This window comes from Kocuria atrinae (assembly GCF_039531425.1).
Lineage (GTDB): Bacteria > Actinomycetota > Actinomycetes > Actinomycetales > Micrococcaceae > Kocuria > Kocuria atrinae.
This window is the reverse complement of the sequence record NZ_BAAAQA010000025.1, coordinates 1-22,015: the sequence shown is the minus strand read 5'-3', so window position 1 is coordinate 22,015 and position 22,015 is coordinate 1. Positions and strand designations below refer to the sequence as shown.

At 63.0% G+C, this 22,015-nt stretch carries 26 protein-coding genes; 17 read left to right on the top strand and 9 right to left on the bottom strand.

Features of this window, described 5'->3' with window-relative positions; all coding sequences use genetic code 11:
* Positions 1-10 precede the first annotated feature (10 nt).
* On the top strand, positions 11-3,592 hold the full coding sequence (locus tag ABD283_RS11570) for an MMPL family transporter (RefSeq protein ID WP_344225160.1): 3,582 nt from the start codon (positions 11-13) through the stop codon (positions 3,590-3,592).
* Between the two features lie 170 nt (positions 3,593-3,762).
* Here ABD283_RS11570 and ABD283_RS11565 read toward each other — a convergent pair whose 3' ends face one another.
* Positions 3,763-4,332, bottom strand: coding sequence for a YqaA family protein (locus ABD283_RS11565; protein WP_095797021.1), 570 nt, complete (start codon positions 4,330-4,332; stop codon positions 3,763-3,765).
* A 111-nt stretch (positions 4,333-4,443) separates the two neighbouring features.
* Between ABD283_RS11565 and ABD283_RS11560 the strand changes: the two genes are divergently transcribed.
* The 4 genes from ABD283_RS11560 to ABD283_RS11545 all read left to right on the top strand — a co-directional run bounded on the left by ABD283_RS11560 (position 4,444) and on the right by ABD283_RS11545 (position 7,560).
* The gene (locus tag ABD283_RS11560; RefSeq protein ID WP_095797020.1) at positions 4,444-4,836 is read left to right on the top strand and encodes an ArsR/SmtB family transcription factor; all 393 of its coding nucleotides are present in this window, start codon (positions 4,444-4,446) and stop codon (positions 4,834-4,836) included.
* 5 nt (positions 4,837-4,841) lie between these two features.
* Positions 4,842-5,777: a cation diffusion facilitator family transporter gene (locus ABD283_RS11555; RefSeq protein ID WP_095797272.1), complete on the top strand. Its 936-nt coding sequence runs from the start codon at positions 4,842-4,844 to the stop codon at positions 5,775-5,777.
* 97 nt (positions 5,778-5,874) lie between these two features.
* Positions 5,875-6,558, top strand: coding sequence for a CDP-alcohol phosphatidyltransferase family protein (locus ABD283_RS11550; RefSeq protein ID WP_095797019.1), 684 nt, complete (start codon positions 5,875-5,877; stop codon positions 6,556-6,558).
* Positions 6,559-6,561: 3 nt separating this feature from the next.
* On the top strand, positions 6,562-7,560 hold the full coding sequence (locus tag ABD283_RS11545; protein WP_095797018.1) for a phosphatidate cytidylyltransferase: 999 nt from the start codon (positions 6,562-6,564) through the stop codon (positions 7,558-7,560).
* Between the two features lie 14 nt (positions 7,561-7,574).
* On the opposite strand, the gene ABD283_RS11540 is transcribed toward ABD283_RS11545, so the two are convergent.
* Positions 7,575-7,844 carry a type II toxin-antitoxin system RelE family toxin gene (locus ABD283_RS11540; protein WP_129701363.1) on the bottom strand — a complete coding sequence of 90 codons (270 nt, stop codon included), beginning with the start codon at positions 7,842-7,844 and terminating at the stop codon, positions 7,575-7,577.
* Positions 7,828-8,037: a type II toxin-antitoxin system RelB family antitoxin gene (gene relB / locus ABD283_RS14380; RefSeq protein WP_095797017.1), complete on the bottom strand. Its 210-nt coding sequence runs from the start codon at positions 8,035-8,037 to the stop codon at positions 7,828-7,830. Before relB ends, ABD283_RS11540 begins: the two co-directional genes overlap by 17 nt.
* Positions 8,038-8,070: 33 nt before the next feature.
* On the opposite strand from relB, the gene ABD283_RS11535 reads away from it, so the two are divergent.
* Positions 8,071-8,490, top strand: a complete 420-nt coding sequence (locus ABD283_RS11535) for a ChaB family protein (protein WP_095797016.1) — start codon at positions 8,071-8,073, stop codon at positions 8,488-8,490.
* Here ABD283_RS11535 and ABD283_RS11530 read toward each other — a convergent pair.
* Positions 8,487-8,966, bottom strand: a complete 480-nt coding sequence (locus ABD283_RS11530) for a GNAT family N-acetyltransferase (protein WP_095797015.1) — start codon at positions 8,964-8,966, stop codon at positions 8,487-8,489. The genes ABD283_RS11535 and ABD283_RS11530 overlap by 4 nt on opposite strands.
* A 62-nt stretch (positions 8,967-9,028) precedes the next feature.
* Between ABD283_RS11530 and ABD283_RS11525 the strand changes: the two genes are divergently transcribed.
* From ABD283_RS11525 to ABD283_RS11495, 7 genes are all read left to right on the top strand, one after another.
* Positions 9,029-9,991, top strand: coding sequence for a 1-phosphofructokinase family hexose kinase (locus ABD283_RS11525; RefSeq protein WP_095797014.1), 963 nt, complete (start codon positions 9,029-9,031; stop codon positions 9,989-9,991).
* 48 nt (positions 9,992-10,039) lie between these two features.
* A complete protein-coding gene (gene surE, locus ABD283_RS11520) occupies positions 10,040-10,888 on the top strand; it encodes a 5'/3'-nucleotidase SurE (protein ID WP_095797013.1) in 849 nt (282 codons plus the stop codon).
* A 101-nt stretch (positions 10,889-10,989) separates the two neighbouring features.
* Complete coding sequence (locus tag ABD283_RS11515) at positions 10,990-11,529, top strand: hypothetical protein (protein WP_259917087.1); 540 nt, start codon at positions 10,990-10,992, stop codon at positions 11,527-11,529.
* A gap of 208 nt (positions 11,530-11,737) precedes the next feature.
* Positions 11,738-12,274, top strand: coding sequence for a hypothetical protein (locus tag ABD283_RS11510; protein WP_095797012.1), 537 nt, complete (start codon positions 11,738-11,740; stop codon positions 12,272-12,274).
* Entirely contained in the window at positions 12,271-12,591 is a 321-nt protein-coding gene (locus ABD283_RS11505; protein WP_095797011.1) for a hypothetical protein, read from the top strand. The genes ABD283_RS11510 and ABD283_RS11505 overlap by 4 nt, the downstream gene beginning before the upstream one ends.
* On the top strand, positions 12,588-13,106 hold the full coding sequence (locus ABD283_RS11500) for a hypothetical protein (protein WP_344225159.1): 519 nt from the start codon (positions 12,588-12,590) through the stop codon (positions 13,104-13,106). The genes ABD283_RS11505 and ABD283_RS11500 overlap by 4 nt, the downstream gene beginning before the upstream one ends.
* Positions 13,107-13,276: 170 nt before the next feature.
* Positions 13,277-13,795 carry a hypothetical protein gene (locus tag ABD283_RS11495; RefSeq protein ID WP_259917541.1) on the top strand — a complete coding sequence of 173 codons (519 nt, stop codon included), beginning with the start codon at positions 13,277-13,279 and terminating at the stop codon, positions 13,793-13,795.
* Here the strand turns inward: ABD283_RS11495 and ABD283_RS11490 are convergent.
* Both ABD283_RS11490 and ABD283_RS11485 read right to left on the bottom strand, forming a co-directional pair.
* Positions 13,792-14,442, bottom strand: coding sequence for a maleylpyruvate isomerase family mycothiol-dependent enzyme (locus ABD283_RS11490; RefSeq protein ID WP_238663361.1), 651 nt, complete (start codon positions 14,440-14,442; stop codon positions 13,792-13,794). The genes ABD283_RS11495 and ABD283_RS11490 overlap by 4 nt on opposite strands.
* A 72-nt stretch (positions 14,443-14,514) precedes the next feature.
* Positions 14,515-15,003, bottom strand: a complete 489-nt coding sequence (locus ABD283_RS11485; RefSeq protein ID WP_344225158.1) for an NUDIX hydrolase — start codon at positions 15,001-15,003, stop codon at positions 14,515-14,517.
* A gap of 22 nt (positions 15,004-15,025) precedes the next feature.
* Between ABD283_RS11485 and ABD283_RS11480 the strand changes: the two genes are divergently transcribed.
* From ABD283_RS11480 to ABD283_RS11470, 3 genes are all read left to right on the top strand, one after another.
* Positions 15,026-16,039, top strand: a complete 1,014-nt coding sequence (locus ABD283_RS11480; protein WP_344225157.1) for an NAD(P)H-dependent flavin oxidoreductase — start codon at positions 15,026-15,028, stop codon at positions 16,037-16,039.
* 87 nt (positions 16,040-16,126) lie between these two features.
* Positions 16,127-17,161 carry a Dyp-type peroxidase gene (locus ABD283_RS11475; protein WP_344225156.1) on the top strand — a complete coding sequence of 345 codons (1,035 nt, stop codon included), beginning with the start codon at positions 16,127-16,129 and terminating at the stop codon, positions 17,159-17,161.
* A gap of 9 nt (positions 17,162-17,170) precedes the next feature.
* A complete protein-coding gene (locus ABD283_RS11470; RefSeq protein ID WP_344225155.1) occupies positions 17,171-17,974 on the top strand; it encodes a family 1 encapsulin nanocompartment shell protein in 804 nt (267 codons plus the stop codon).
* Between the two features lie 82 nt (positions 17,975-18,056).
* On the opposite strand, the gene ABD283_RS11465 is transcribed toward ABD283_RS11470, so the two are convergent.
* A complete protein-coding gene (locus ABD283_RS11465) occupies positions 18,057-19,946 on the bottom strand; it encodes an FAD-binding monooxygenase (RefSeq protein ID WP_344225154.1) in 1,890 nt (629 codons plus the stop codon).
* A gap of 349 nt (positions 19,947-20,295) precedes the next feature.
* On the opposite strand from ABD283_RS11465, the gene ABD283_RS11460 reads away from it, so the two are divergent.
* The gene (locus tag ABD283_RS11460; RefSeq protein WP_312397582.1) at positions 20,296-21,270 is read left to right on the top strand and encodes an IS481 family transposase; all 975 of its coding nucleotides are present in this window, start codon (positions 20,296-20,298) and stop codon (positions 21,268-21,270) included.
* 6 nt (positions 21,271-21,276) lie between these two features.
* Here ABD283_RS11460 and ABD283_RS11455 read toward each other — a convergent pair whose 3' ends face one another.
* Both ABD283_RS11455 and ABD283_RS11450 read right to left on the bottom strand, forming a co-directional pair.
* Positions 21,277-21,687 (bottom strand): rhodanese-like domain-containing protein, encoded by a 411-nt coding sequence (locus ABD283_RS11455; protein ID WP_344225153.1) that lies wholly within the window; start codon positions 21,685-21,687, stop codon positions 21,277-21,279.
* Between the two features lie 133 nt (positions 21,688-21,820).
* Positions 21,821-22,015: hypothetical protein (locus ABD283_RS11450; RefSeq protein ID WP_344225152.1), on the bottom strand; the 195-nt coding region annotated here is incomplete at its 5' end.

Genomic DNA, 22,015 nt, shown 5'->3' with positions numbered 1-22,015 from the left:
GAGATTCTCCGTGGCACGACTTCTCTACCGGCTGGGCATCGGCTCGGCCCGTCACGCGTGGGCGGTGATTGTTGCGTGGATCGCCGTGCTGGCCATCTCTGTGGGTGCGGTGGCGTTCTCCGGCGTGCAGCTGTCCAACGCGATCACCATTCCGGGCACCGAAACCCAGCGACTCGCCGACCGTTTGCAGGACGAGCTCCCCGAGGCCAACCAGGGCACCGGCCGCATGGTGTTCTACACCGAGGACGGCTCGGAATTCACGGAGGAACAGCGGCAGGGTATTGCCGATGCCGTGGCGTCGACCGAGGGCATCGACCAGGTGGACAGCGCCACCAACCCGTTCGAGGCGCAGGCCCAGCTCGATGACGGACGTCAGCAACTCGTGGACGGTCGCGAGCAGCTGGAGGAGGGCCAGCAGGCCATCCAGCAGCTGGAGGAGAACCTGCCTCCGGGCGCCAACGCGGACCAGATCCTGCAGCAGCGCGGCATCAACCCGCAGCAGATCCAGGAGCAGCAGGCTCAGCTGGAATCCGGTGAGCAGGCCATGGAACGCATGGGCGACTACCGCGTGGTCTCCGAGGACGGCAACTCCGCCATCTCGGTCGTGAACTTCACCGTGGACCAGACCTCCGTGACCGCGGATGCCAAGGAAGCCGTGATGAACGCCGTGGAAGACCACTCGGTCGACGGCGTGGGCGTGGACTTCTCCCAAGAGCTCTCGCAGGACATCTCGGCCCTGCTGGGCCCGGCGGAAATCGTGGGCGTGGTGATCGCGGCGATCGTGCTGTTGGTCATGCTGCGCGCCCTGGTCCCGGCCATCCTGCCGGTGCTGACCGCGCTGATCGGCGTGGGTATTTCCACGGCCGCGACGCTCGCCTTCTCCGGCGTGATCGACATGATGTCCGTGACCCCCATGCTCGGCGTGATGCTGGGCCTGGCCGTGGGTATTGACTACTCGCTGTTCGTGCTGAACCGCCACCGTCAGCAGCTGCGCCGCGGTATGGAGGTCAAGGAATCCATCGGCATGGCCGTGGGTACCTCCGGCACCGCCGTATTCTTCGCTGCCCTGACCGTGATCGTCGCACTGGTGGCGCTGAACATCACCGGCATTCCGTTCCTGGGCCTGATGGGTACCGTGGCCGGCGTTGCCGTGCTGATCGCCCTGCTCATCACCCTCACCCTGACCCCCGCGCTGCTCTCCCTGGCCGGGCGCAAGGCGCTGCCCCGCAAGCAGCGAAACGCCGCCCCTGACGAGCAGCACATCAACGAACACGACGTGCCGTTCCACTTGCGCCACCCCTGGATCACCTCGCTGCTGAGCGTGGGCGTCCTGGTGGTGCTCGCACTGCCGGCTCAGGACATGCGCCTGGGTCTGCCGGATGCTTCCACCGAAGCCGTGGACAGCACCTCGTACCAGGCCTACCAGCGCATTGCCGAGGACTTCGGCGCCGGCGAGAACGGCCCGCTCGTGGCCGTGGTCGATATGCCCGAGGGCCTCAGCGATGACGAGGCGACCGAGAAGATCAACTTGGTGTCCGACCGCATTGCCGAACAGGACGACGTGGCCAACGTGCTGCCCGGCGTCACCACCGATGACAACCGCACCGGCGTCATCCAGGTGATCCCGGAATCCGGTCCGGCTGATGCCGCCACCGAGGAGCTCGTCAACAACCTGCGCGGCCTCAACGGTGACGCGCTGAACGGCGAGGACGTCAAAATCGGCGTGGCCGGCACGACCGCCGCGAACATCGACGTCTCCCAGCTACTCGGCGAGAAGCTCCCGCTCTACCTGGGCGTGGTCATCATCATCTCGCTGCTCCTGTTGCTCATGGTCTTCCGCTCCATCGTGGTTCCGGTGATCGCCTCCCTGGGCTTCCTGCTCTCGGTCCTGGCGTCGCTGGGTGCCGTGGTCGCGGTGTACCAGTGGGGTTGGGGTGGCGATCTGATGGGCGTGCACGATCCCGGGCCCATCCTGAGCTTCCTGCCCACCCTGATGATCGGCATCCTGTTCGGTCTGGCCATGGACTACCAGCTATTCCTTGGTTCCGGCATGCGCGAGGCCTACGTCCACGGCCACCCGGCGCGTCAGGCCGTGGTGTACGGATTCAAGGCCGGTCGCGCTGTGGTCACGGCCGCGGCGATCATCATGATCTCCGTGTTCGCGGGCTTCATCTTCGCGCACCTGTCCATGATCAAACCCATTGGTTTCGCCCTGGCGGTCGGCGTTCTGTTGGACGCGTTCGTGGTCCGCATGTTCCTGATCCCGGCCGTCATGCGGATCATGGGTGAAAAGGTCTGGTGGCTGCCGCGTTGGCTGGACAAGATCCTGCCGCGCGTGGACGTTGAGGGCGAGTCCCTCGTGCGCGCCGGCGCCACCGCCGGTGCCGCTGGCGGTGCGGCCACCGCCGCGGTGGGTTCCGGTTCAAATTCGGATTCGGGTTCCCGTTCCCAGCGCGACGACGCCGCTCCCACCTCGGATCGCGACGGTTCCGTAAGCGGCGGGTCGGCTGCCCCCGTTGCGGTCGGTGCGGGTGCACATGGCGGGTCGGCTCAGGCCTCCACCTCCGCGATTGCCGGTGCGGCTGCCGCGCCGGGAACGACTCCCGCCCCCGTCTCAACCCCTACGACGGACGCTGCGGCAGGGAACTCCGCGAGCGGCGTCGTCCCCGTGAAGGCCATGGCGTTCTCGGAAGTGGAGTTGCGCAAGGCGGATCCCGCGCTCAAGGCGACGGACGCGTTGTTGCCGTTGCTACCGAGTATGCCGAACGAGGAGGAAACGGCTCGCGAGGAACTGAGTAAGGACAAACCCGAGGCCGCTCCGCACAAGTCCATGCACGAACGCGTGAACTTCCGGAAGGTCATGGTGGCGGGCCGACCCGTGCTCGTGGTTGAACCCAAGTCTCGCGCGTGGGGTGCCGTGGCGCCCGTGATCGTGTACTGGCACGGCGGCGGTTACGTGAACGCCATGTTGGGTACGCACTGGCGCTACCTGGACGAGTTGATCAAACACACCGGTGCAACGGTCGTGGTGCCCAGCTACGCGCTGGCGCCCCTGCACACCGTGGACGAGGTGCAGCCGCTCGCGGACGGAACGCTCGAGTTGGCGCGTTCGCTCGGCAAGCGCGTGTACTTCATGGGTGATTCGTCCGGCGGTGGCCTGGCGCTTGCCCAGGCGCAGCGCTTGCGCGAGCAGGGTGAGTCGCTGAACGGCCTGGTGCTCATTGCGCCGTGGGTCGACGCGTCGCTCAGCAACCCCGAAATCTCGGCCTACGAGTCCAAGGACAACATGCTCAGCGTCAAGCGGCTGCAAGCTTCGGGTCGCTGGTGGGCCGGGGAGCGGGACGTGCTCGACCCGCTGGTCAGCCCGATCTACGGCTCGTTCGAGGGACTGCCGCGCACCCTGATTACTCAGGGCGACCGCGACATCCTCTACCCGGACACCATGAATACGGTGGCGGAACTGCAGCTCGCGGGCGTGGACACCACCACGATCGTGACCGAGGGTGCGCCCCACACCTACTCGCTCATGGTGTGGACTCCCACCGCGCGCAAGGACGTGGAGGAGATCGCTCGCTGGATCCTGGAGGGGTAGCTAGTTTTTCCAAGGCTCACCCGGTGAGAGCCATTTGATAACGGCTTACGGCACGGTAACCACTGGTTACCGTGCCGTAAGCCGTTACGAGATGGTTTCGATGCGGCCGGGGCCAGATTCACGCCTTGCTGACGACGCCGCTCGGTCGGCTTTGCGCATCCAGGCCAGCTTTAGCGGCCCACGTTCTTGAAGAACCACGTGTAGAAGCCGATCCAACCCGCGGCGAAGACGCTCCACCGGACCCACTCAGGAGCGTCCGGCAGGAGTTTTCGCCCCAGCACGGCCAACCCGCCAATGGCCGCGGTGACCAGGATGAATCTCGGAGCCCGCGCTGGAACGGACCACAGCAAAAACCGAGGCAGGGGCCGCCCCAATAGTCCGTTGGTCCGCGCATAAATCTTGTACGGGGTGCCCCGCAGCGGCCCCGTCAGCAAAGCTGTGTATCCCTTGGCGGAGTAGTCCTCTTCGATCCGGCGCACCATGGCTGGGGAGACCGCGGGCAGCGTGACCAGCGCCCGTGCCGAGCGCGCTGCATCTGTCCTGGCACCCCACAGATGAGTGACTGCGCCACCCAGCACCGCGCCGGCGGTTGCGGAGGCCACGCACCTCAGGCCGCGTTTCGGGCTCTTCATGGCCACCGCGGACAACCACACGTCCGGGACGATGAAGAACACTGTGGCTTCCGCAAAACCCCACCCCGCTGCCACGGCATGATCTCGGCGGACCGTTGAACCTGTCATGTACCCTCCGAGGTCGAGCAGTGCTTAGCAGCTGTGACGCCCATTCTGCCCGCTCGTGACGGTTCAGCGCGGACCTACACAATCATCGTTAATGGACGATATGATCGTCATATGACGATGAAAATCCATTCGAGCGGGCCCCTGTGGTTCGAGGACCGCAGCGCCTACGCAGCGCTCTTCCACGCTCTGGCGGAACCAACCCGGTTGGCCCTGCTGGAACACCTGGCCACGGGCGAGCATCGAGTGCGAGACATGGTCGATCACATGCAGCTTGCGCAGTCCACGGTGAGCAAACATCTGGCGTGCCTTCGGGATTGCGGCCTGGTCTCGGTGCGCGTTGAGGGGCGGTCGTCATGGTTCTCACTGGTTGACCCCGGGCGTTTGGAGAAATTGGTGGCGATGGCCGATGAGCTCATGACCGCGTCCCACGCCGCAGGATCCCTGCGCGATCATCGTGAGCGCCACGAGAAGATCACCGGCCAAGTTGTTCCCGAGGAGGGATGACGAACATGGGTCACGACCACAGCCATTCCCACGTGCCTCAGACCGCGGACCGGGGCATGCGCCGTCGGCTGGTGATTGCTTTCGGTATCACGGCAATCATCGTGATTGCCCAGGCCGTGGGCAGTGTGATCACCGGGAGTCTCGCGCTGCTCACGGACACCGCCCACGCGGCGGCGGATGCTTCGGGCCTATTGGTCGCCGTCATCGCGGCGACCATGATGCTGCGCCCACCCAGTGGCAGTCGCACATGGGGCTTCGCCCGCATCGAGGTGATCGCGGCGCTCGGTCAAGCCGTGCTGCTCCTGGGGGTGGGCATCTACGCAGCGATCGAGGGCATTCGGCGCCTCTTCGAACCCAGTAACATCCCCTCGGTTGAACTGTTGATCTTCGGTGTCATTGGTCTGGTCGCCAACATCGCCGCGATGGCGGTGCTCGCGTCCGCCCGGGACTCGAACTTCAACATGCGCGCGGCGTTCCTCGAGGTGCTCAACGATGCCCTCGGCTCCATGGGCGTGATCATCGCCGCGATCGTCATCCACACCACCGGGTTCCAGCGCGCGGACACCATCGCCGGCCTGTTCATTGCCGCCCTGATCCTTCCCCGCGCCTTCCGGCTGCTGCGCGAAACCGTGGGTGTGCTCATGGAGTTCGCGCCCAAGGGTGTGGACCTGAACGAGGTGCGCGAGCACATCATGGAGCTGGAGCACGTGCGCGATGTTCATGACGTCCACGCGTCCACCATCGGGACTGGTTTGCCCGTGCTGTCCGCTCACGTGGTCGTGGAGGACCGGTGCTTCAGCTCCGGTCACGCGCCGGTGATCTTGGAAACGGTGCTCGACTGCGTGCGTGAGCATTTCCCGGTCTCCTTCGATCACGCCACCATTCAGCTGGAAACCGCCGCCCTGCGGGACAAGGAATCCCCGGAGGTTCGCCACGCCTAGCGCGTCAAAATCCACAGGGCGCTCGCCGGGTCCGCCCGGGTAACGGCCGAGTGTGCCAAGGTGGTTTCAACCGATCCGCGCACTCCCGAGGTGATCCATGGGCTCCAGCACCAATCCCCCCAACGCGCCGGACCCCCTGCGCCGCCCCATTCCGCAGCGCACCACCGGCTGGGCCACGCGCATCGCGGCCGCCCTGCAGCGGGCGGGCCTGAAACCCAACCACATCTCCGTGGCCTCGGTCGGCTTCGCGCTCCTGGGTTGCCTGTGTCTGGTGCTTTCCGCACATTTCGACGACGCCGCTCGCCTCCTCCTACTCATCATCGCCGCCGTGACCATCCCGTTGCGCCTCGTGTGCAACATGTTCGACGGGATGCTGGCGGTGGAGGGCGGACTGAAAACACCCACCGGTGAACTGTTCAACGAGGTGCCGGACCGGATCTCGGACCTGGCCCTGCTTGCGGGAGCCGGCTATGCGGCGTCGACGATGGAGGGCGGTGTGACCCTGGGCTGGCTTGTAGGAAGTCTCGCCGTCCTGACCGCCTACGTGCGTACGCTGGGAGTGAGTGCGGGAGCGGGGCAGTTCTTCGGTGGCGTGATGGCCAAGCAACAGCGGATGTGGACGCTCATGGTCGGGATCTTGGCCACCATGATCGAACCGCTGCTCAATCTGCCGCGCGGCTGGATGCTGTTCGTGACGCTGATCCTCATTGCCGCAGCCTCCGCGCTCACGGTGGTTACGCGACTGCGGTGGATTGCCCGCGAACTCACGAAGCGAGACTGAGTCATGACCGAGATCGGGCTGATCGGTCCGCAGTCGATTCGGCTGCTGATCGGCGTTGGGGTGTTTCTGGTGGTGGCGACCGTGGTCGCCGAGATCATGTTTCGGCGCACCACCAAGGAGGGTCTGCGGAACACCCTGATCAACGTACGGCAGCGGATTTTCGCCTGGTGGATCATGGTGGGTGTGCTCGCGGTGAGCCTGGCGCTCGGCGAAACCGTGATGCTCGTGCTGTTCATGCTGCTTTCGCTCGTGGCGCTGCGGGAGTTCATGGCGCTGGTGCCGGCCGGCGAGAAGGACGGCCGCGCGCTGATCTGGATCATGGCCGTGCTGACCCCACTGCACTACTTTTTCGTTTTCCAGCACTGGTACGGGATGTTCGCCATTTTCATCCCGGTCTACGCGTTCCTTTTCCTGCCCGTGCTGTTGGCGCTGTCTGGCAGAACCGATCATTTCCTGCACCGCGCGGCCCTGAGCCAATGGGGGCTCATGGTGTGCGTGTACGCGCTAAGTCATCTGCCCGCGATCCTGCAACTGCCGGTGGCCTTCAACCAGGGCAAGTCCGCGGCGGACGGTTCTCCCGTGGGCTCAGGCGGCGTGGAGGGCGGTGCGCTCCTGCTGTTCGTGTGCGTGGTGGTGCAGGGCTCTGACGTGCTGCAGTATCTGTGGGGCAAAACCCTGGGCCGCCACAAGATCGCGCCGAACGTGAGCCCCAACAAGACGTGGGAAGGCTTCATCGGGGGAGTGCTCTCCGCGACCGCCCTGGGTGCCGCACTGTGGTGGCTGACCCCGTTCACGCCGTGGCAAGCCGCTTTGCTGTCGCTGATCGCGTGCCTCATGGGCTTCGTGGGCGGCCTGGTGATGAGCAGTCTCAAACGTGATCGCGGCATCAAAGACTTTGGCGCAATCATCCCCGGTCACGGCGGCATCCTGGACCGCACGGACTCTCTGATCTTCGCGGCGCCGGTGTTCTTCCACCTGACGAGATTCTTCTTCAGTGGTTGATCGCCGACGCTTGGCTACTGAGAGCGATACACCCGAGACCGGTGATCCACTTCAAGGATCAGGATGACGATCTCTTCGTCACGGATTTCGGCGAGGGCTCCGTAATCACCAACGCGGTAACGCCAGAGGCCTGACAGAGGGCTAGTCAGCGCCTTCCCGTGAACTCGGGGGTCTTCGAGTTCACCGACCTGAGCGATTTTTTGGACGATGCGCTTTGCGATGGTCTTGTCGAGCTTCCCCAACTGCTTCTTGGCCGTTGCCGTGATCTTAATCGTCCAGGCCAAGGTCCTTCACCACATCCTCCAAGTCGAAGATAGGTTCCTCACCAGAGTGAACACGCTCTACGAGCGCTGCGATTCGATAGGTCTCTTCAATACGTGGAAGTGACTCCTCAATGGCTTCACGAAGGTAGTAAGACTTGGGCCGCCCTGTTGAGCGAGCGAGCCATCCTGGCCGCGCGTAAAATTGCCAGCACACTACCTATCGGTGTCTCGCGAGAGGAAGCAGATCATGCCCAAGGCAAACAAGGACGGTCGCGCGATTCAGGACGAAATTCCGTCTACTCTGCAACGTTCGGATGAGAAGGCCCAGGACACGTTCGCGCAGACCTATGACTCCGCCAAGGACGAGTACGACAGCTCATCGCGGGCGGCACGCACCGCGTGGTCAGCGGTGAAGCACACCCACGAGAAGGTGGGGGACCACTGGGAGCCCAAGGACGAGAGCGGACCCTCGGACGATCGTGCCGAAAAAGGTGGGCTCAACAAGGAAGAGTCCGCGGGCGGCGTCGACGCCAATGCCAGCAAGGACCACCTGTACGAGATCGCTCAGGAATTGGACATCGAGGGCCGCTCGGACATGACCAAGGACGAGCTGGTTGATGCCATCGACAAGGCCAACCAGAAAAAGACCAAGGAATCCCGCAGCTAGAGTTTCCGGCCCAGGAACACGGTGGCCGTGGTGTTCTCGTGGAAGGGTTCCACGGGTTCGTAGCCGCGCTTGCGGAACATGGCGATGCCCTCGACCATCTCTTCGTTAAGGGAGACCACGGCGGTGTGGGCACCCAGCGCACGAACCTTGTTCTCCAACGAGCGAACGAGTGTGCGGGCATGACCCTTGCCGCGGTGATCGGGCGTGACCCAGATGCGCCGGAGTTCGGCGGTCGTGTCGTCGAGCTTGCGGACCGCGCCGCACGCAATGACCTCGCCGGAGATCAGTTCCGTCATGAGAAAGAAATCGCCGTTGGGTGGCGTGACCTGCTCCGGTGAGGTGCTTTCGGTGAGGTCAGGATCGAAACCGCCGTCGATGCGGTGATCGAGTTCGCTGAAGTACGCGGTCAGCACTTTCTGCGTGTGATCGCTGGCGGCTTGGCCTTCCAGGATGCGTACGGGTGCGATGGCGTTCATCCCCCCATGGTGACACCGATGCCTACTGTTCACCAGGGCCTAACTCGTAGTAGTTTTCGGCCATGACTCCGACGCCTACCGGGAACAAGCCCCGCGTATCGATTTTGGTTCCCACCCCGTTGTTGGTGGTGGAGATGACCGAGCCCGCTGCCTACCGCAATCGCAGTGACCACGAGTCGGATGTTCATCTGCATCCGGGCGGGCAGGGGCTGTGGGTGGCCCGTATGGCCGGGTCGCTCGGGGCCGAAATTTCCATCAACGGACCCTTCGGCGGAGAGTTGGGGTCGCTGATCCGCACCATGCTCGACGGCATGGGTATGCAGGTCAACGCCGTGCGCTACAGCTACGGCAATGGTGGTTATGTCTACGACTTGCGCGGTGAAGATCGGGAGACCCAGGCGCACATGCCGCCGCCGGAGCTGTCCCGTCATGAGTTGGATGACCTGTACGGTACTGCCTTCGTGGATGCGTTGGCCTCGGATGTTCTGGTGGTCACGGGTGCGGAGCCGGCGGACGTGATTCCGTCGTCCTTCTTTGGTCGGCTCATTCGCGATACCCGCGACGCCGGCACACCCGTGGTCGCGGACCTGAGCGGAAAACCCGCTTTGGCCAGTGTCGACGCGGGCGTAGATGTTCTCAAGATCAGCCACGAGGAGATCATGGACCTCGAGATCGTGGAGGACGAAACCGCCGAGTCTCTCACCGAGGCCGGCAAAATGTTGCTGGAACGCGGGGCGGGCGCCGTCGTCATCTCGCGCGCGAAGGACCCCGCCCTGTTGGTCGAGAAGAACTCGGTGCGGGAGGTGTCCGCGCCGTCGATCACCCCGTTGGACCACCGGGGCGCGGGGGACTCGATGACGGCCGGGATTTCCGTGGGTCTCGCGCGAGGGCTCGACCTGGTCGACGCCGTGGCGCTGGGTGCTTCTGCCGGTGCACTCAATGTGGCGCGGCGGGGTTTAGGCACGGGTAATCGCACGACCATCGAGAAATTCGCACGGCAGATCACCGTCCGGAAGCTGACCTAAACATGCTCGGCTCTGGTGAGCGGGCGGGTGGCATGGAAGCATGGGGCCATGCGCATCCTTGTGACCAACGATGACGGGATAGCTTCCGCGGGACTCGCCGTTCTGGCCCAGGCGGCGCTGGACCGAGGGCACGAGGTCAAGGTCGCCGCACCCGCCGAGGAGTACTCGGGTGCCAGCGCGTCCCTGTCCGGCGAGGAGATTGACGGCAAGATCGCGCTCGTTGACGCCGATCCGCCCAACATGCCCGCGGGTGTCGAGTGCGTGGGTGTGAAGGCCGCACCGGCTCTGATCGCGTTTCTGGCCTCTTACGGGGCGTTCGGCGAAGTTCCGGACATGGTGCTCTCGGGTGTGAACCTGGGCGCGAATACCGGCAAGGCCACACTGCATTCTGGCACGGTGGGAGCTGTGCTGACGGCGGCGTCGCACGGAATTCCGGGGATCGCGGTCTCAATCACGTCCGGACAACCGCAGCACTGGGACACTGCGCTGCTGGTCACCAAGTTCGCGCTTGAACGTTGGGAGTCGCGCGAATTCGACGGCAGGATCTTGAACATCAACGTTCCCGACGTCGCCCCCGACCGTCTCAGGGGTCTCAAGCCTGCCGATCTGGCATCCTTCGGTGCGGTCCAAGCCCAGATCCATCGTGGCGACGACACGCACATTGCAGTGACCTATAGTGCCGAGACCGGGCGGGAAGAACCGGACAGCGACCACTACCTGCTGACCCATGGTTGGGCGACGGCAACGCTGCTTCGGGCGCCGGTCAACGACACGAACGGGCAATTGCGGACCATTGATTTGGAAGAGCTGGGTATTACGTCGAGTTCAGCGCCGGATGCCGCGGAATCTCAAGGGGATATCGACGTCGATGCCGCCACGGTGATGCGGAAAACCTAGACCTGTTTGACTAGAACTGGCCATATGGCCATTGAATGGGTCCGGCAGGAATGACACGGTGGAATGCCTAGAACGTGACGAGTCACGAGAAGGTGTTTCAGATGTCTACCGCATTGCCCGAGCATCGAAATGTCCCGAAGCTCACTGACGAGCAGGTCATCGAGCAGGACCGATGGTATCCACATACGGTGGGGCGAGCAGTCGTGTATGCGGCCTGGGTGTACCTTGTCGCGATAGGTGCCGTTACGGCAATTGAAATGCAATTTTCGCTGCTTCGAGACGGTCTGAACTATTGGGGCATCGTTCCTGCCGCCTTGGCCAGCGCTATAGGCCTGTACTTTTCACGGGGTAATCGTCGTGACAGGGTCCGCGGCCGCCTAACCAAGCAAACGCCGAAGAGGAAAAACCAGGTCGCAGACGTTGGGTCAAAACCAGCGGAGCCTGTAACGCCCACATGGGCATTGATTTGTTACGCAGTGTCGATCGGATTCGCCCTCTTCGGCTTTCTGAGCCTGATGAACCATTTGGGCATTTCCGGCCCGCTGAACTGGTTCATCTTCGCCATGTGTTTCATTCCTGCGGCACTACTGATGTGGTTCTCATACCTGGGTAGAAGCACTAATAAAGAGGGCCGTCAGTGAACGCTTTGTTCTACGAGCGTGGCTCAGTCAATGGTCGAGCGGAACTGGTTGGGCCAGTTGGGCCTTCACACTCTCGGTTGTTACCGCTGTGGGTCTGATGGCCTACCTGGTAGGCAAGAAAACTGGCCATTTGGTTAGTTGAAGTGGGCGGTCAGGGATGAAACGGTGGAATGCCCAGAACGTGACGAGTCACGAGAAGGTGTTTTAGATGTCGACCGCAGTGCCAGAGCAACGAGAAGTCGTGACGCTCACCGACGAACAGGTCATTGAGCTGGACTGGTGGTATCCGTGGACCGCGGGTCGAGCGGTTGCATACGCGGCATGGTTGTACTTCTTCACGCTAGGTGCCTTTGGTCTTGTCCAGTTGCTCTCGCCTGGGGTTCAGGCGACCTTGGTCTTCTTCGTCGCCATCGGGCCTGCAGTGGGTGGTGCCATCGGCGCGATACTCGGAAGGGGTATCCGCCGACAAAGAATCAAAGTCTGGCACGAGAAGCGGGTTTTGAAGGCAGAAGCCGGGGGGCTTGAGGTAGGCAATCGTTCATTCCCTCTGCCCCCATCGAACCTGTATGTGGTCGGGGTCGGTGTATCCATCGCGCTTGCGCTGTTCGGACTTCTCAACCTCATCACTCACGTCGGGCTCTTCGAGGCCACTACGGGCTTCACCCTGGTGATGTGTTTCGTGATGGCGGCTATAACGACCTGGGGCATATACACGGGCGGCAATGCACGAAAGGAGCCTGTGTGATGGTCACTGGCATAGACACGAAGTCCGTGAACGGCGCGGATGAGAAATCCAGGAATGCGATCATCCAGGCCGCAGACCCATATTTTCCTCATTCGCCCTGGCGGGCTGTGCTATCGGCTGTGACTCTGGCGCTCATCATGCTCGGATTTGCGACAGCCGTTTCCGTTGTCTTTGATGTCGGAACAGTCAGCCTGCTTCACGTTGTGTGGTTTTTCGTGCAAGGCGCGGTCGTGGCGTCCGTCGGGTATTTCGGCCGTGGGGTTCGCATCCGAAATCTTGAGACCCAAGGGAGAATCCCCAAGGAGGAGAACCTATGAGTGGTTTTTTCAATGTCACGACCATCCCCCGAGCGATCTTCCTCGGGTTCATCCTTATGTTCTTCGCTTTGGGCGTGACGTCGCTCTATAACCTGATCGTGGGTGATGCTGAGCGGGCGTCACCCAACACCCTTGCGTACTTCGCTTTGGGCGGGTTCACCGCCGGTCTTACGGGGTATCTCTTCCGTGATCAGCACATTATGTCCCTCAAGGCGCAGGGACGTCTTGATCCTGACTCCGACGGTTCTGAGCTGCCCATCGGTGGGTCGCCCTCGACCATCCCCAGGCTGCTGGTCTACATCCTTCTGATGACCTTCGTCGTCCAGGGGATCATTACTTTGCTGTCAATGGCCGGGTTGTGGTGGTCAAGGAGTGCGGACTGGGGCGATTGGTTCGTGACAGTCGTCGTTACCTCGCCCGTTGGCCTCATGACGTATTTCCAAACAAGGAAAGACCACACTGCGGAACCTCTCGGGAGTCACGGGGCATCCGACGATCCGGCCGCAACCCATTGACCCTTGAATGAGGCGCTCCCTTCGCGCCGTTTAGAGTCGAAGCCCTCCGCCTCTATCCCTCAGGCAAGGCACGTGCGACGATCTACCTACCGGTCGGTCTGCTGACGATCCTGCAATCACGGGCGTAGGGCTAGCCCGCTTGAGGCAGGGCGCCGTCGGCGTTCAAGAAGGTGAATACTTCATCACGGGGGGCGAAGATTATGGGCGACATACTTAATGCGAGCACCGTTCCGCGAGCCTTGGCCTGGGGTTTCCTCGTTTCAATGTTTGGCCTGGGATTCCTGTCGTTCCTCAATCAGCTGGATGGGCCTGGTGATGTAACTCTTTACAACATCGTCCTGGCGATATTCATAGGAATTGTTAATGGGTCGAGTGCCGTTATTCTCCGACAACGCCGTTTTCAGCGACTGCGGGAGCAGGGCAAAGTGGATGCGGATGCCACGCCGGGCGACCTCCAAGCGGTCAGGCCCCCGCGAACTCTTGGCGAGGTTCTCCTTATCGTCCTTCTGGCAACTTTCGCCATTCGGGGTCTCGCTGCATTACTCGCCTTCATCGGACCCTGGCCCCAGCTGGTTGCGGAATGGAATACTTGGCTAACGCCGTTCCTGATTGCCGTTTTCGTAGGCGTTGGCAGCTTTGTCATCGGCAAGCGGCACCGCGCACCAAAAAGCTCAGAGCCTAAGGTCTAGCCACCGGTTCCCTCCATACGAGCTCGCAGTATTGAGACTCCCGGGCCCTCAAGCTCCTCCAGGTACAGGGCTCGACCAGCCATGGTCATCACCAGGGCGAGCAGGGGTCCGCTGACCATCGGACCGGTCCCCGTGTTAAACGGCCCATCAGTCGCCCTCAAGGACAAGCCCCTCACTAGCCGGTGGCTGTTGACCGCGAAGTCCCGTGAGGCGAAAAACTCTGCAACAGGGATTAGTGCCTCCACGCTGGGTGTCCGCGACATACCCAAGGGCCGCCGGATGTCCTGTGCGTGTACGAGCACCTCACCGAGATAGGCGGGGACATCGGAGGAAGGGGTCGTGGTGCTGCCAACGAGCTGGCGGAAACGATCGAGCGTCTCATTCGGAGTTCGGCCTCGATACTCTTCAATGCGTCGTTGGTTGTGCACATCGACACGGAATCGTGCGCCGATCATGCTGCGCAGCCACCGCAACTGGTTCATGCTGGCGACCGCAACGAGGTGTGCAACGACCTCCTCGACATCCCACCGCCCACACAGTGTGCTGTGCCGCCACTGTTCGGGAGTCAGAGTTGAGAGGTGTTCCGCCAACGCCTCGCGTTCGGCGCGCATCAGCCCCCACAAATGGATGTTCTGGGATTTGGTCATGGCCATCGAGCCTTCCCTCGCTGAGGCGATTCAAACCCCGATTACTGCTTCGCGCAAGAGGGCCGCTAATCGCTACAGCTCTCGCACTGCCGGAATCGCATACCAACGGGCCAGGGGAGCGAGATCCGCAACATCCTCCACGCCGTCTACAGGCTGCCACCGAAGCTCTGCAATCTCACGCGCCGGGACGGGCGTCTCAGCCAGCAGATTGAGCCCCATGAACACATGACTGTGCAGGCCATGCCCGGGTTCGTTGGCGGCGTCGGTCATCCATTCGCCCACGGGAACCAGGTCCTCCGGGGCCAGCGCCAGGCCCAGTTCCTCTTCCACCTCGCGAATGGCAGTGTCCAAGGGGGTCTCGCCCGCCTCGGGTTTGCCTCCGGGAAACATGAACATCCCGGTATTGCGCTTGCGTACGGTCAGCACGTCACCATTCGCACGGCGTAGCACCACTCCGGTCACCTTGATGACGGGACGATCGGCAGGAAGGTCGCGAGCGGCGTCGTCGGAAGTAACTGATGGCGTACGCGACCGGTCGGTGGCAGGGTTGGATTCAGACACCCGACCATCTTAGGGAGACACCGTGACCAACACGCTCGAGGCCCTTACCGTCCCGCTCATCCAGGCACCCATGGCGGGCGGGCCGTCCAACGCGGCGCTCGCGGTCGCGGTGTCTCAGGCCGGCGGGCTGGGCATGCTCGCCGCCGGTTACAAAACGGTCGAGGCGATGGCCGCCGAGATCGACGACGTCCGCGCAGGCACCCTCAACTTTGGCGTGAACCTGTTCGTCCCCGAGTCGGACCCGTCCGACCCAGGCAGACTCGCCGCCTATGCAGCCGCCCTCGCGTCCATGGCCTTGGAGCTCGGCCTCGCGGCACCCGAGCCGGGCCCGTTCAGCGACGACCACTACGCTGCCAAGGTCGACTACCTCGTGGCCAACCCGGTCCCGCTCGTTTCGTTCACGTTCGGTCTGCCCAGCGCCGACGACGTCGCTCGCTTGCGGTCCGTGGGCACCGAGATAGTCCTCAATGCAACGGATCCGGAGGAGATCAGTGCGGCTGATGCCCTGAACCCGGATGCCATTGTGGTGCAGGGGGCCGAAGCGGGAGGCCACCGGGCCACTCACGGGCAGGCCAAGGAACCGTCCGAAAGCAGCACCCATGAACTGGTCACTCTGGCGCGTGAATACACGGATAAGCCCGTGATCGCGGCCGGGGGAGTGACCGGCGCTGACATCGCACAGAACCACTTCGATGCCGGTGCCTCTGCGGTCCAGGTGGGAACCTTGTTTCTCACGGCGGAGGAAGCCGGTACCAAAGAAGCCCAGAAGGACGCACTGCTCAGCGGTCAGTACCGGGACACCGTGGTCACGCGGGCGTTCTCGGGGCGCGCGGCGCGGGCGCTGAGCAACCGGTTCACCGAACGCATGGCGGCGGTTCAAGTGGTCGGGTACCCGCAAGTGCACTACATGACGGCGCCGCTGCGAGCGGCGTCGGCGGATAATCCGGAAGGTTTGAATCTGTGGGCGGGAACGGGATTTGCAGCCTGCCAGCTGCGGCCTGCCGCGGAGATCGTGGACGAGTTTCGTTCACTGTAAAACCCTCGCGCCGCCTCATCCGCGGCGATAGTGTGAAAGGTAGAACGGCAGTCCGAATACCTTCCGCACCGTTTCCAAGGAGCGCATGTGCCTACGCAGCAGATTCTGTCCGACCCCGCCAAGGCAGCGATTTTTCTCACGCTGACCATCAATGAATCTGCGGAGGAGAAGGTCGCGGACATCTTGACCGATGTTTCCGCATTGGGCCGCGCCGTGTCCTTCAGGGTGCCGGACGGTGATCTGATCTGCGTGGTGGGCGTGGGTGCCCGGGCCTGGCCGCGCCTTTTCGACGCTCCGATGCCCAAGCACTTGCACGAGTTCAAGGAGATCAAGGGCGACAAGCACACCGCGGTCTCCACCCCGGGTGATCTGTTGATTCACTTGCGGGCGCGCACTCAGGATCTGTGTTTCGAACTCGCCAACCAGCTGATGAACAAGCTGGGCCCGTACACCACCGTGGTCGACGAGACCCACGGCTTCAAGTACTTCGACGAGCGAGACCTGCTGGGTTTCGTGGACGGGACCGAAAATCCGGAGGGCAAGGCTGCGGTGACGGCGGCCGTGGTGAGCCCGGAGGAAGACCCGAATTATGCCGGGGGCAGCTACGTGCTGGTCCAGAAGTACATGCACCCCCTCGACGAGTGGAACGCGCTGTCCGTGGAGGAACAAGAGCGCGTGATCGGGCGGACCAAGCTGGCCGATATCGAGCTCGATGACGACGTCAAGCCCACCAACTCCCACGTGGCCCTCAACGACCTGGACCCGGTGGACGGCAAGGAACGCAAGATCATCCGCGACAACATGCCGTTCGGAACCATTGGCACCAAGGAATTCGGGACCTACTTCATTGGCTACGCGGCCGATCCGGAAGTCACGGAGACCATGCTCGAGCACATGTTCCTGGGCAACCCGCGCGGCAACTACGACCGGATCCTCGATTTCTCCACGGCGGAGACCGGCGCGCTGTTCTTCGCCCCGCCCGTCAGCTTCCTGGACGACCCCACAACCGTTGAGAGCGACTCGGAAGCCTCCGATCAAGAGGACACATCCTCGGAGTCGGAGGACACCAACGAGTCCCACGAATCACTGCGCATCGGCAGCCTCAAGAACTCCCACAAGTAAGGACGGATCATGAACAACCTTCATCGCGACCTAGCACCTGTCTCATCAGAAGCTTGGGATGAAATCGAGGACGAAGCCCGCCGGACCTTCAAGGGCCGCCTGGCCGCCCGCCGCACCGTGGACATGCCGGACCCCGCCGGCCCCGCCTTCGGTGCCTTGGCCACCGGTCACGTCACCTCGGTGCAGACCCAGGTGGAGGGCGTGAAAGCCCTCAAGCGCGAGTCGCTGCCGGTGGTGGAACTGCGCGTTCCCTTCCGTGTGAAGCGCATCGACGTGGACAACGTGGAACGCGGCTCCAGCGACTCGGATTGGCAGCCCGTCAAGGACGCCGCGGTTGCCTTGGCAAACGCTGAGGACCGTACCGTGTTTTACGGAGCCTCCGAGATCGGATTGCAGGGAATCATCGACGCCAGCGACAACGAACGGCTGAGCATCCCCCAGGACATCCGTGAGTTCCCCGATCTGGTGGCACGCGCCAAGACCGAGCTGCGCCTGGCAGGTGTGAGCGGCCCGTTCAACTTGCTGCTCCCGGCCGACGTCTACACCGAGGTCACCGAGACCACCGATCACGGGTACCCGATCCTCGACCACATCGACCGCATCCTTGCCAACGACGGCAAGATCATTTGGGCTCCCGCTCTCGACGACGCCGTGCTGCTGTCCGAGCGCGGTGGAGACTTCGAGTTGCACCTGGGTCGGGACACCTCCATCGGTTACCTCTCCCACGACTCCGAAACGGTTGAGCTGTACCTGACCGAATCGTTCACCGTGAAGGTGAACACCCCGGAGGCCAGCGTGGTGATCGCCAAGTAATTGGCAGCAGATAGAACAGTGGCCCTGATCCGGTACCGGGTCAGGGCCACTGTTCTATGACGCGATCGTCACGGCGCCGTGGTTAGGCGTTGCGGGTGAGGACTCCCTCGAAGAAGGAGCTCAGCTCGTCGGTCGCGTCGAGGGGCAGCACGGCGGCCACGTAGTGGTCCGGGCGAACGACCACGATGGCACCGTCACGGCTGATCTGGCGCTCGTCATAGATGTCCTCGTCCGGCAACGTGGCGTAGACGCGCTCCCAGTAGTTCAACTCCAGCGGGCCGATCTGCGGGCGGAAGACCCGAGGCACCTGGGTGACATCCATGTCCGTGTACTGCTGCTGGTAGGTGACGTCCACGTCGAAGAGGGTGGCGTCGTCGTCGCCATCGCGGCGGTAGGCGACCAGCGGGGACTTGGGGTCGTTCTGCAGCCACTCGGCAAAGCGCGACGTCGCCGATTCCTCACCTGCCGCGGCGCGGTCCGCGTACACGTGGATGCGCCAGCGACCGTCCGCGGTGGCCTGGTGACCCTGGTGCAACGCGTATGCGTCACACACGCGCATGACGCGAGCGGACTTGAAGCGCTTGCCCACCGGGAAACCGGCGGCCAGATCCTGGTGCTCGGTGCCCGCGGTGATCAGGGACGGCTGGTATTCGGTCATGAACCCGGCCGGGAATTCCGCCGTCTTGACGTAGAAGTCCTCCAGGTACTTGGGGTCCGGCAACTTGTCCTGCGGGGTGGCCATGAGAGTGGACCATTCGCGGTCGAAGTCGATCAAGTTCTTGGCGATGACCTGACGTTCCTCGGAGTAAGTGTCCAGCAGCGATTCGTTGGCGCGACCGGAGAGCACCGCACCGAGCTTCCAACCCAGGTTCCAGCCGTCCTGCATGGACACGTTCATGCCCTGGCCAGCCTTGGCGGAGTGGGTGTGGCAAGCGTCGCCGGCGATGAACACGCGGGGCACGCGGGTGCCGCGGTCCTCGGTGTCGACGTCGTCGAAGTGGTCGGTCAGGCGGTGGCCCACCTCGTAGACCGAGGACCACGCCACGGACTTCACGTCCACGCTGTACGGGTGGATGATCTGGTTGGCGCGCTTGATGATCTCTTCAACCGGGGTCTGACGCACCTTGCGGTTGTCGTCAAGGGGAACCTCGCCCAGGTCCACATACATGCGGAACAGCAGACCGCCCTCTCGGGGGATCAGAAGAATCGAGCCGTTGCGGGAGTTGATCGCACACTTGGTGCGGATGTCCGGGAAATCGGTGTTGGCGAGAACGTCCATCACGCCCCAGGCGTGGTTGGCACCCTTGCCTTCGAGCTTGCGACCGATGGCCTTGCGCACACCCGAGCCAGCGCCGTCGCAACCGAAGACGTACTTGGCGCGAATGGTGCGCTCCTCGCCCTGGCGCTCGCCGGCGACGTAGCGAACCGTGACGGACACGGGGTACTCGGCGTCCTGATCGATTTCCAGGCCACCGAACTCGACGCCGTAGTTGGGCTTGATCTTGGCGGGACCGTCAGCAGCGGCCTCCAAGAAGTAATCGAGCACCCGGGCCTGGTTCACGATCAGGTGCGGAAACTCGGAAACACCATGCGGGTCATCCGAGGGCCGACCGGTGCGCACGATGTTCTCCGGATTTTCGGGGTCCGGATTCCAGAAGCACATCTCGGTCAGGTGGAAGGCTTCCTGGGTGATGCGCTCGGCGAAGCCGAAGGACTGGAAGGTCTCCACACTGCGAGCCTGAATACCGTCAGCCTGGCCAATCTCGAGACGGCCGGGGCGACGTTCGATGATGCGAGTGTTCACGTCCGGGTACTGGGTCAACTGGGCAGCGGCGATCACGCCCGCCGGTCCGGTTCCGACGATCAGAACGTCCATCTCATCCGGAAGGTCTTCCGGGCGGTCGATGCCGTAGCCCCGTGGGGTTGCAATCCGCGGGTCCTCGGAAACATATCCGTACTGGTGAAACTGCATGCCTGTCTCCTCGAGGTACGTGACGGCGCGCGTCGTTGCGTGCGGCTCTGCTGATTGAAAGTTTAGGGGAGGTGACCCGCCCGGATGCGGTCGGCGTCACAGGACCGTCCAGTAAGTCAGATCCGGATCGTGATCCACGTTACTACAAATTAGTACATGGGTGTAATAGTTTTTGGGACTGTTTCTTGCTGCCAGGGTCAGTGGACAGGGTTAATGCGCCTCTATCTGGCTCGGGGAGTCGGAGCCCGAGATCTAGGTGTACTGGGTCAGGACGTTGTTTACATCGTGAATAGGTGAGGACCTCTTAGGTTGGTGGTTACCACACACAGCCAACAACTAAGGGGTCCTCATGTCCCACCGTAATGCCCGCCTGACTCCGTACGGTAGGCGGATCCTGATCGAGCGTGTCCTCGCCGGCCGTCCTGTCGCTCATGTGGCCAAGGAAATGGGTGTCTCCCGCACGTGCGCGCATCGGTGGCTCAGCCGGTTCCGCGTCCACGGGTGGGACGGCCTTGAGGACCACAGTTCCAAGCCAAAGTCATGCCCGCACGCGACCCCGGCCAAGGTCGTTGCCGAGGTCCTCAGCCAGCGGATGGAGCACCGTGAAGGGCCAACGGACCTGGCGGTGCGATGCGGTGTCAGTCCCAGGACGGTCTCGCGGATCCTCGCCCGGGCCGGCATGCCCAGGCTGTGGGAGCTTGACCCGGTGACCGGGGCACGGATTCGGGCATCCCGTGCCACGGACCGCCGGTACGAGCGCGACGCTCCCGGAGACATGATCCATATCGACGTCAAGAAACTCGGCAGGATTCCCGACGGTGGCGGGTGGCGGGCAGACCCGAACCAATCCGCCCGCAACCATGCAGCAAGCCACACAAGGGTCGGTTTTGACTATGTCCACGTCGCTGTCGATGACCATTCCCGGCTGGCTTACGCCGAGGTCCTACCCGATGAGAAAGGCCCCACGTGCGCCGGGTTCCTTACCCGAGCGGCAGAAGCCATGGCAGCCCAAGGCGCACCGGTCAAACGGGTCATGACCGACAATGCCTTCGCCTACCGGCTCTCCCGCGACTTCCAAAGCGCCCTGGCACAGCTCGATGCCAAACACATACTGACCAAACCCCGCCACCCCTGGCAGAACGGCAAAGCAGAACGCTTCAACCGCACCCTCCAAGAAGGCTGGGCCTACCGCCAGCCATTCGCTTCAAACCAAGCAAGAACCGACGCCCTGCAGCCATGGCTAAACTTTTACAACAACCACCGGCCACACGGCAGCCTTGGAGGCAACCCACCCATCAGCAGGTGCAACCAACCTACTGACTGAGTACATCTAGGGCCGTTCGTCAGCAGGGCCAGTCGTGGTGGGAAGTCCGGCTTCCACCCATGCGTCAAAACCGCCCACTAAGTCGGTGGCGCGGGACAGTCCCAGCTGCCTGAGATTCCATGCAGCTAGGGATGAGGAATATCCGTGACGGCAGAACAGAATGTAACGGTTGTCCCAATCCGTCGCTTCGGGAATGCGGTACTCGAACGTAGGGTCGAGGCGCCAGGGTAAGACGGTCAGATCGATCACCAGTGAGCCGGGGATGATCGCGCTCGCGGCTCGATGTGTATTGGTCCGTAAGTCGATCAACATGGCGCCGCGCTGCTGCTCGGCCAACGCCTGCTCTGGAGTCAGACGATCCAGGTCGGCGCGAACACGCTGAAGCATGAACATGGAGCCGCGCGTTTCGAGAGCCATGCTGGAAATCCTAGCTACCGTCGCAATCTGACCGACGTTCCGGCCATCGGCAATTGGACAGCCGCAGCGCCGTCGACGTTCCGACCATGGCCAGTAGGACCGTGCATTCTGGTTGACAGTGCGACCATGACTCCTACGCCGCCTGCAGTCTGATCGACGTTTCGACCACGGCATGGTGGCGGGTTGCATCCTGATCGACGTTACGACCCGGTTTCTGGGCGCACTGTAAGTTGATCGACGGCGCGACCAGAAAATCGAACGCGGGTTCAGAGGGTGGTTGCAACGCTTCTAGTGACAGGGGTGTTGTGTGATGGGTTGGCCCATGATT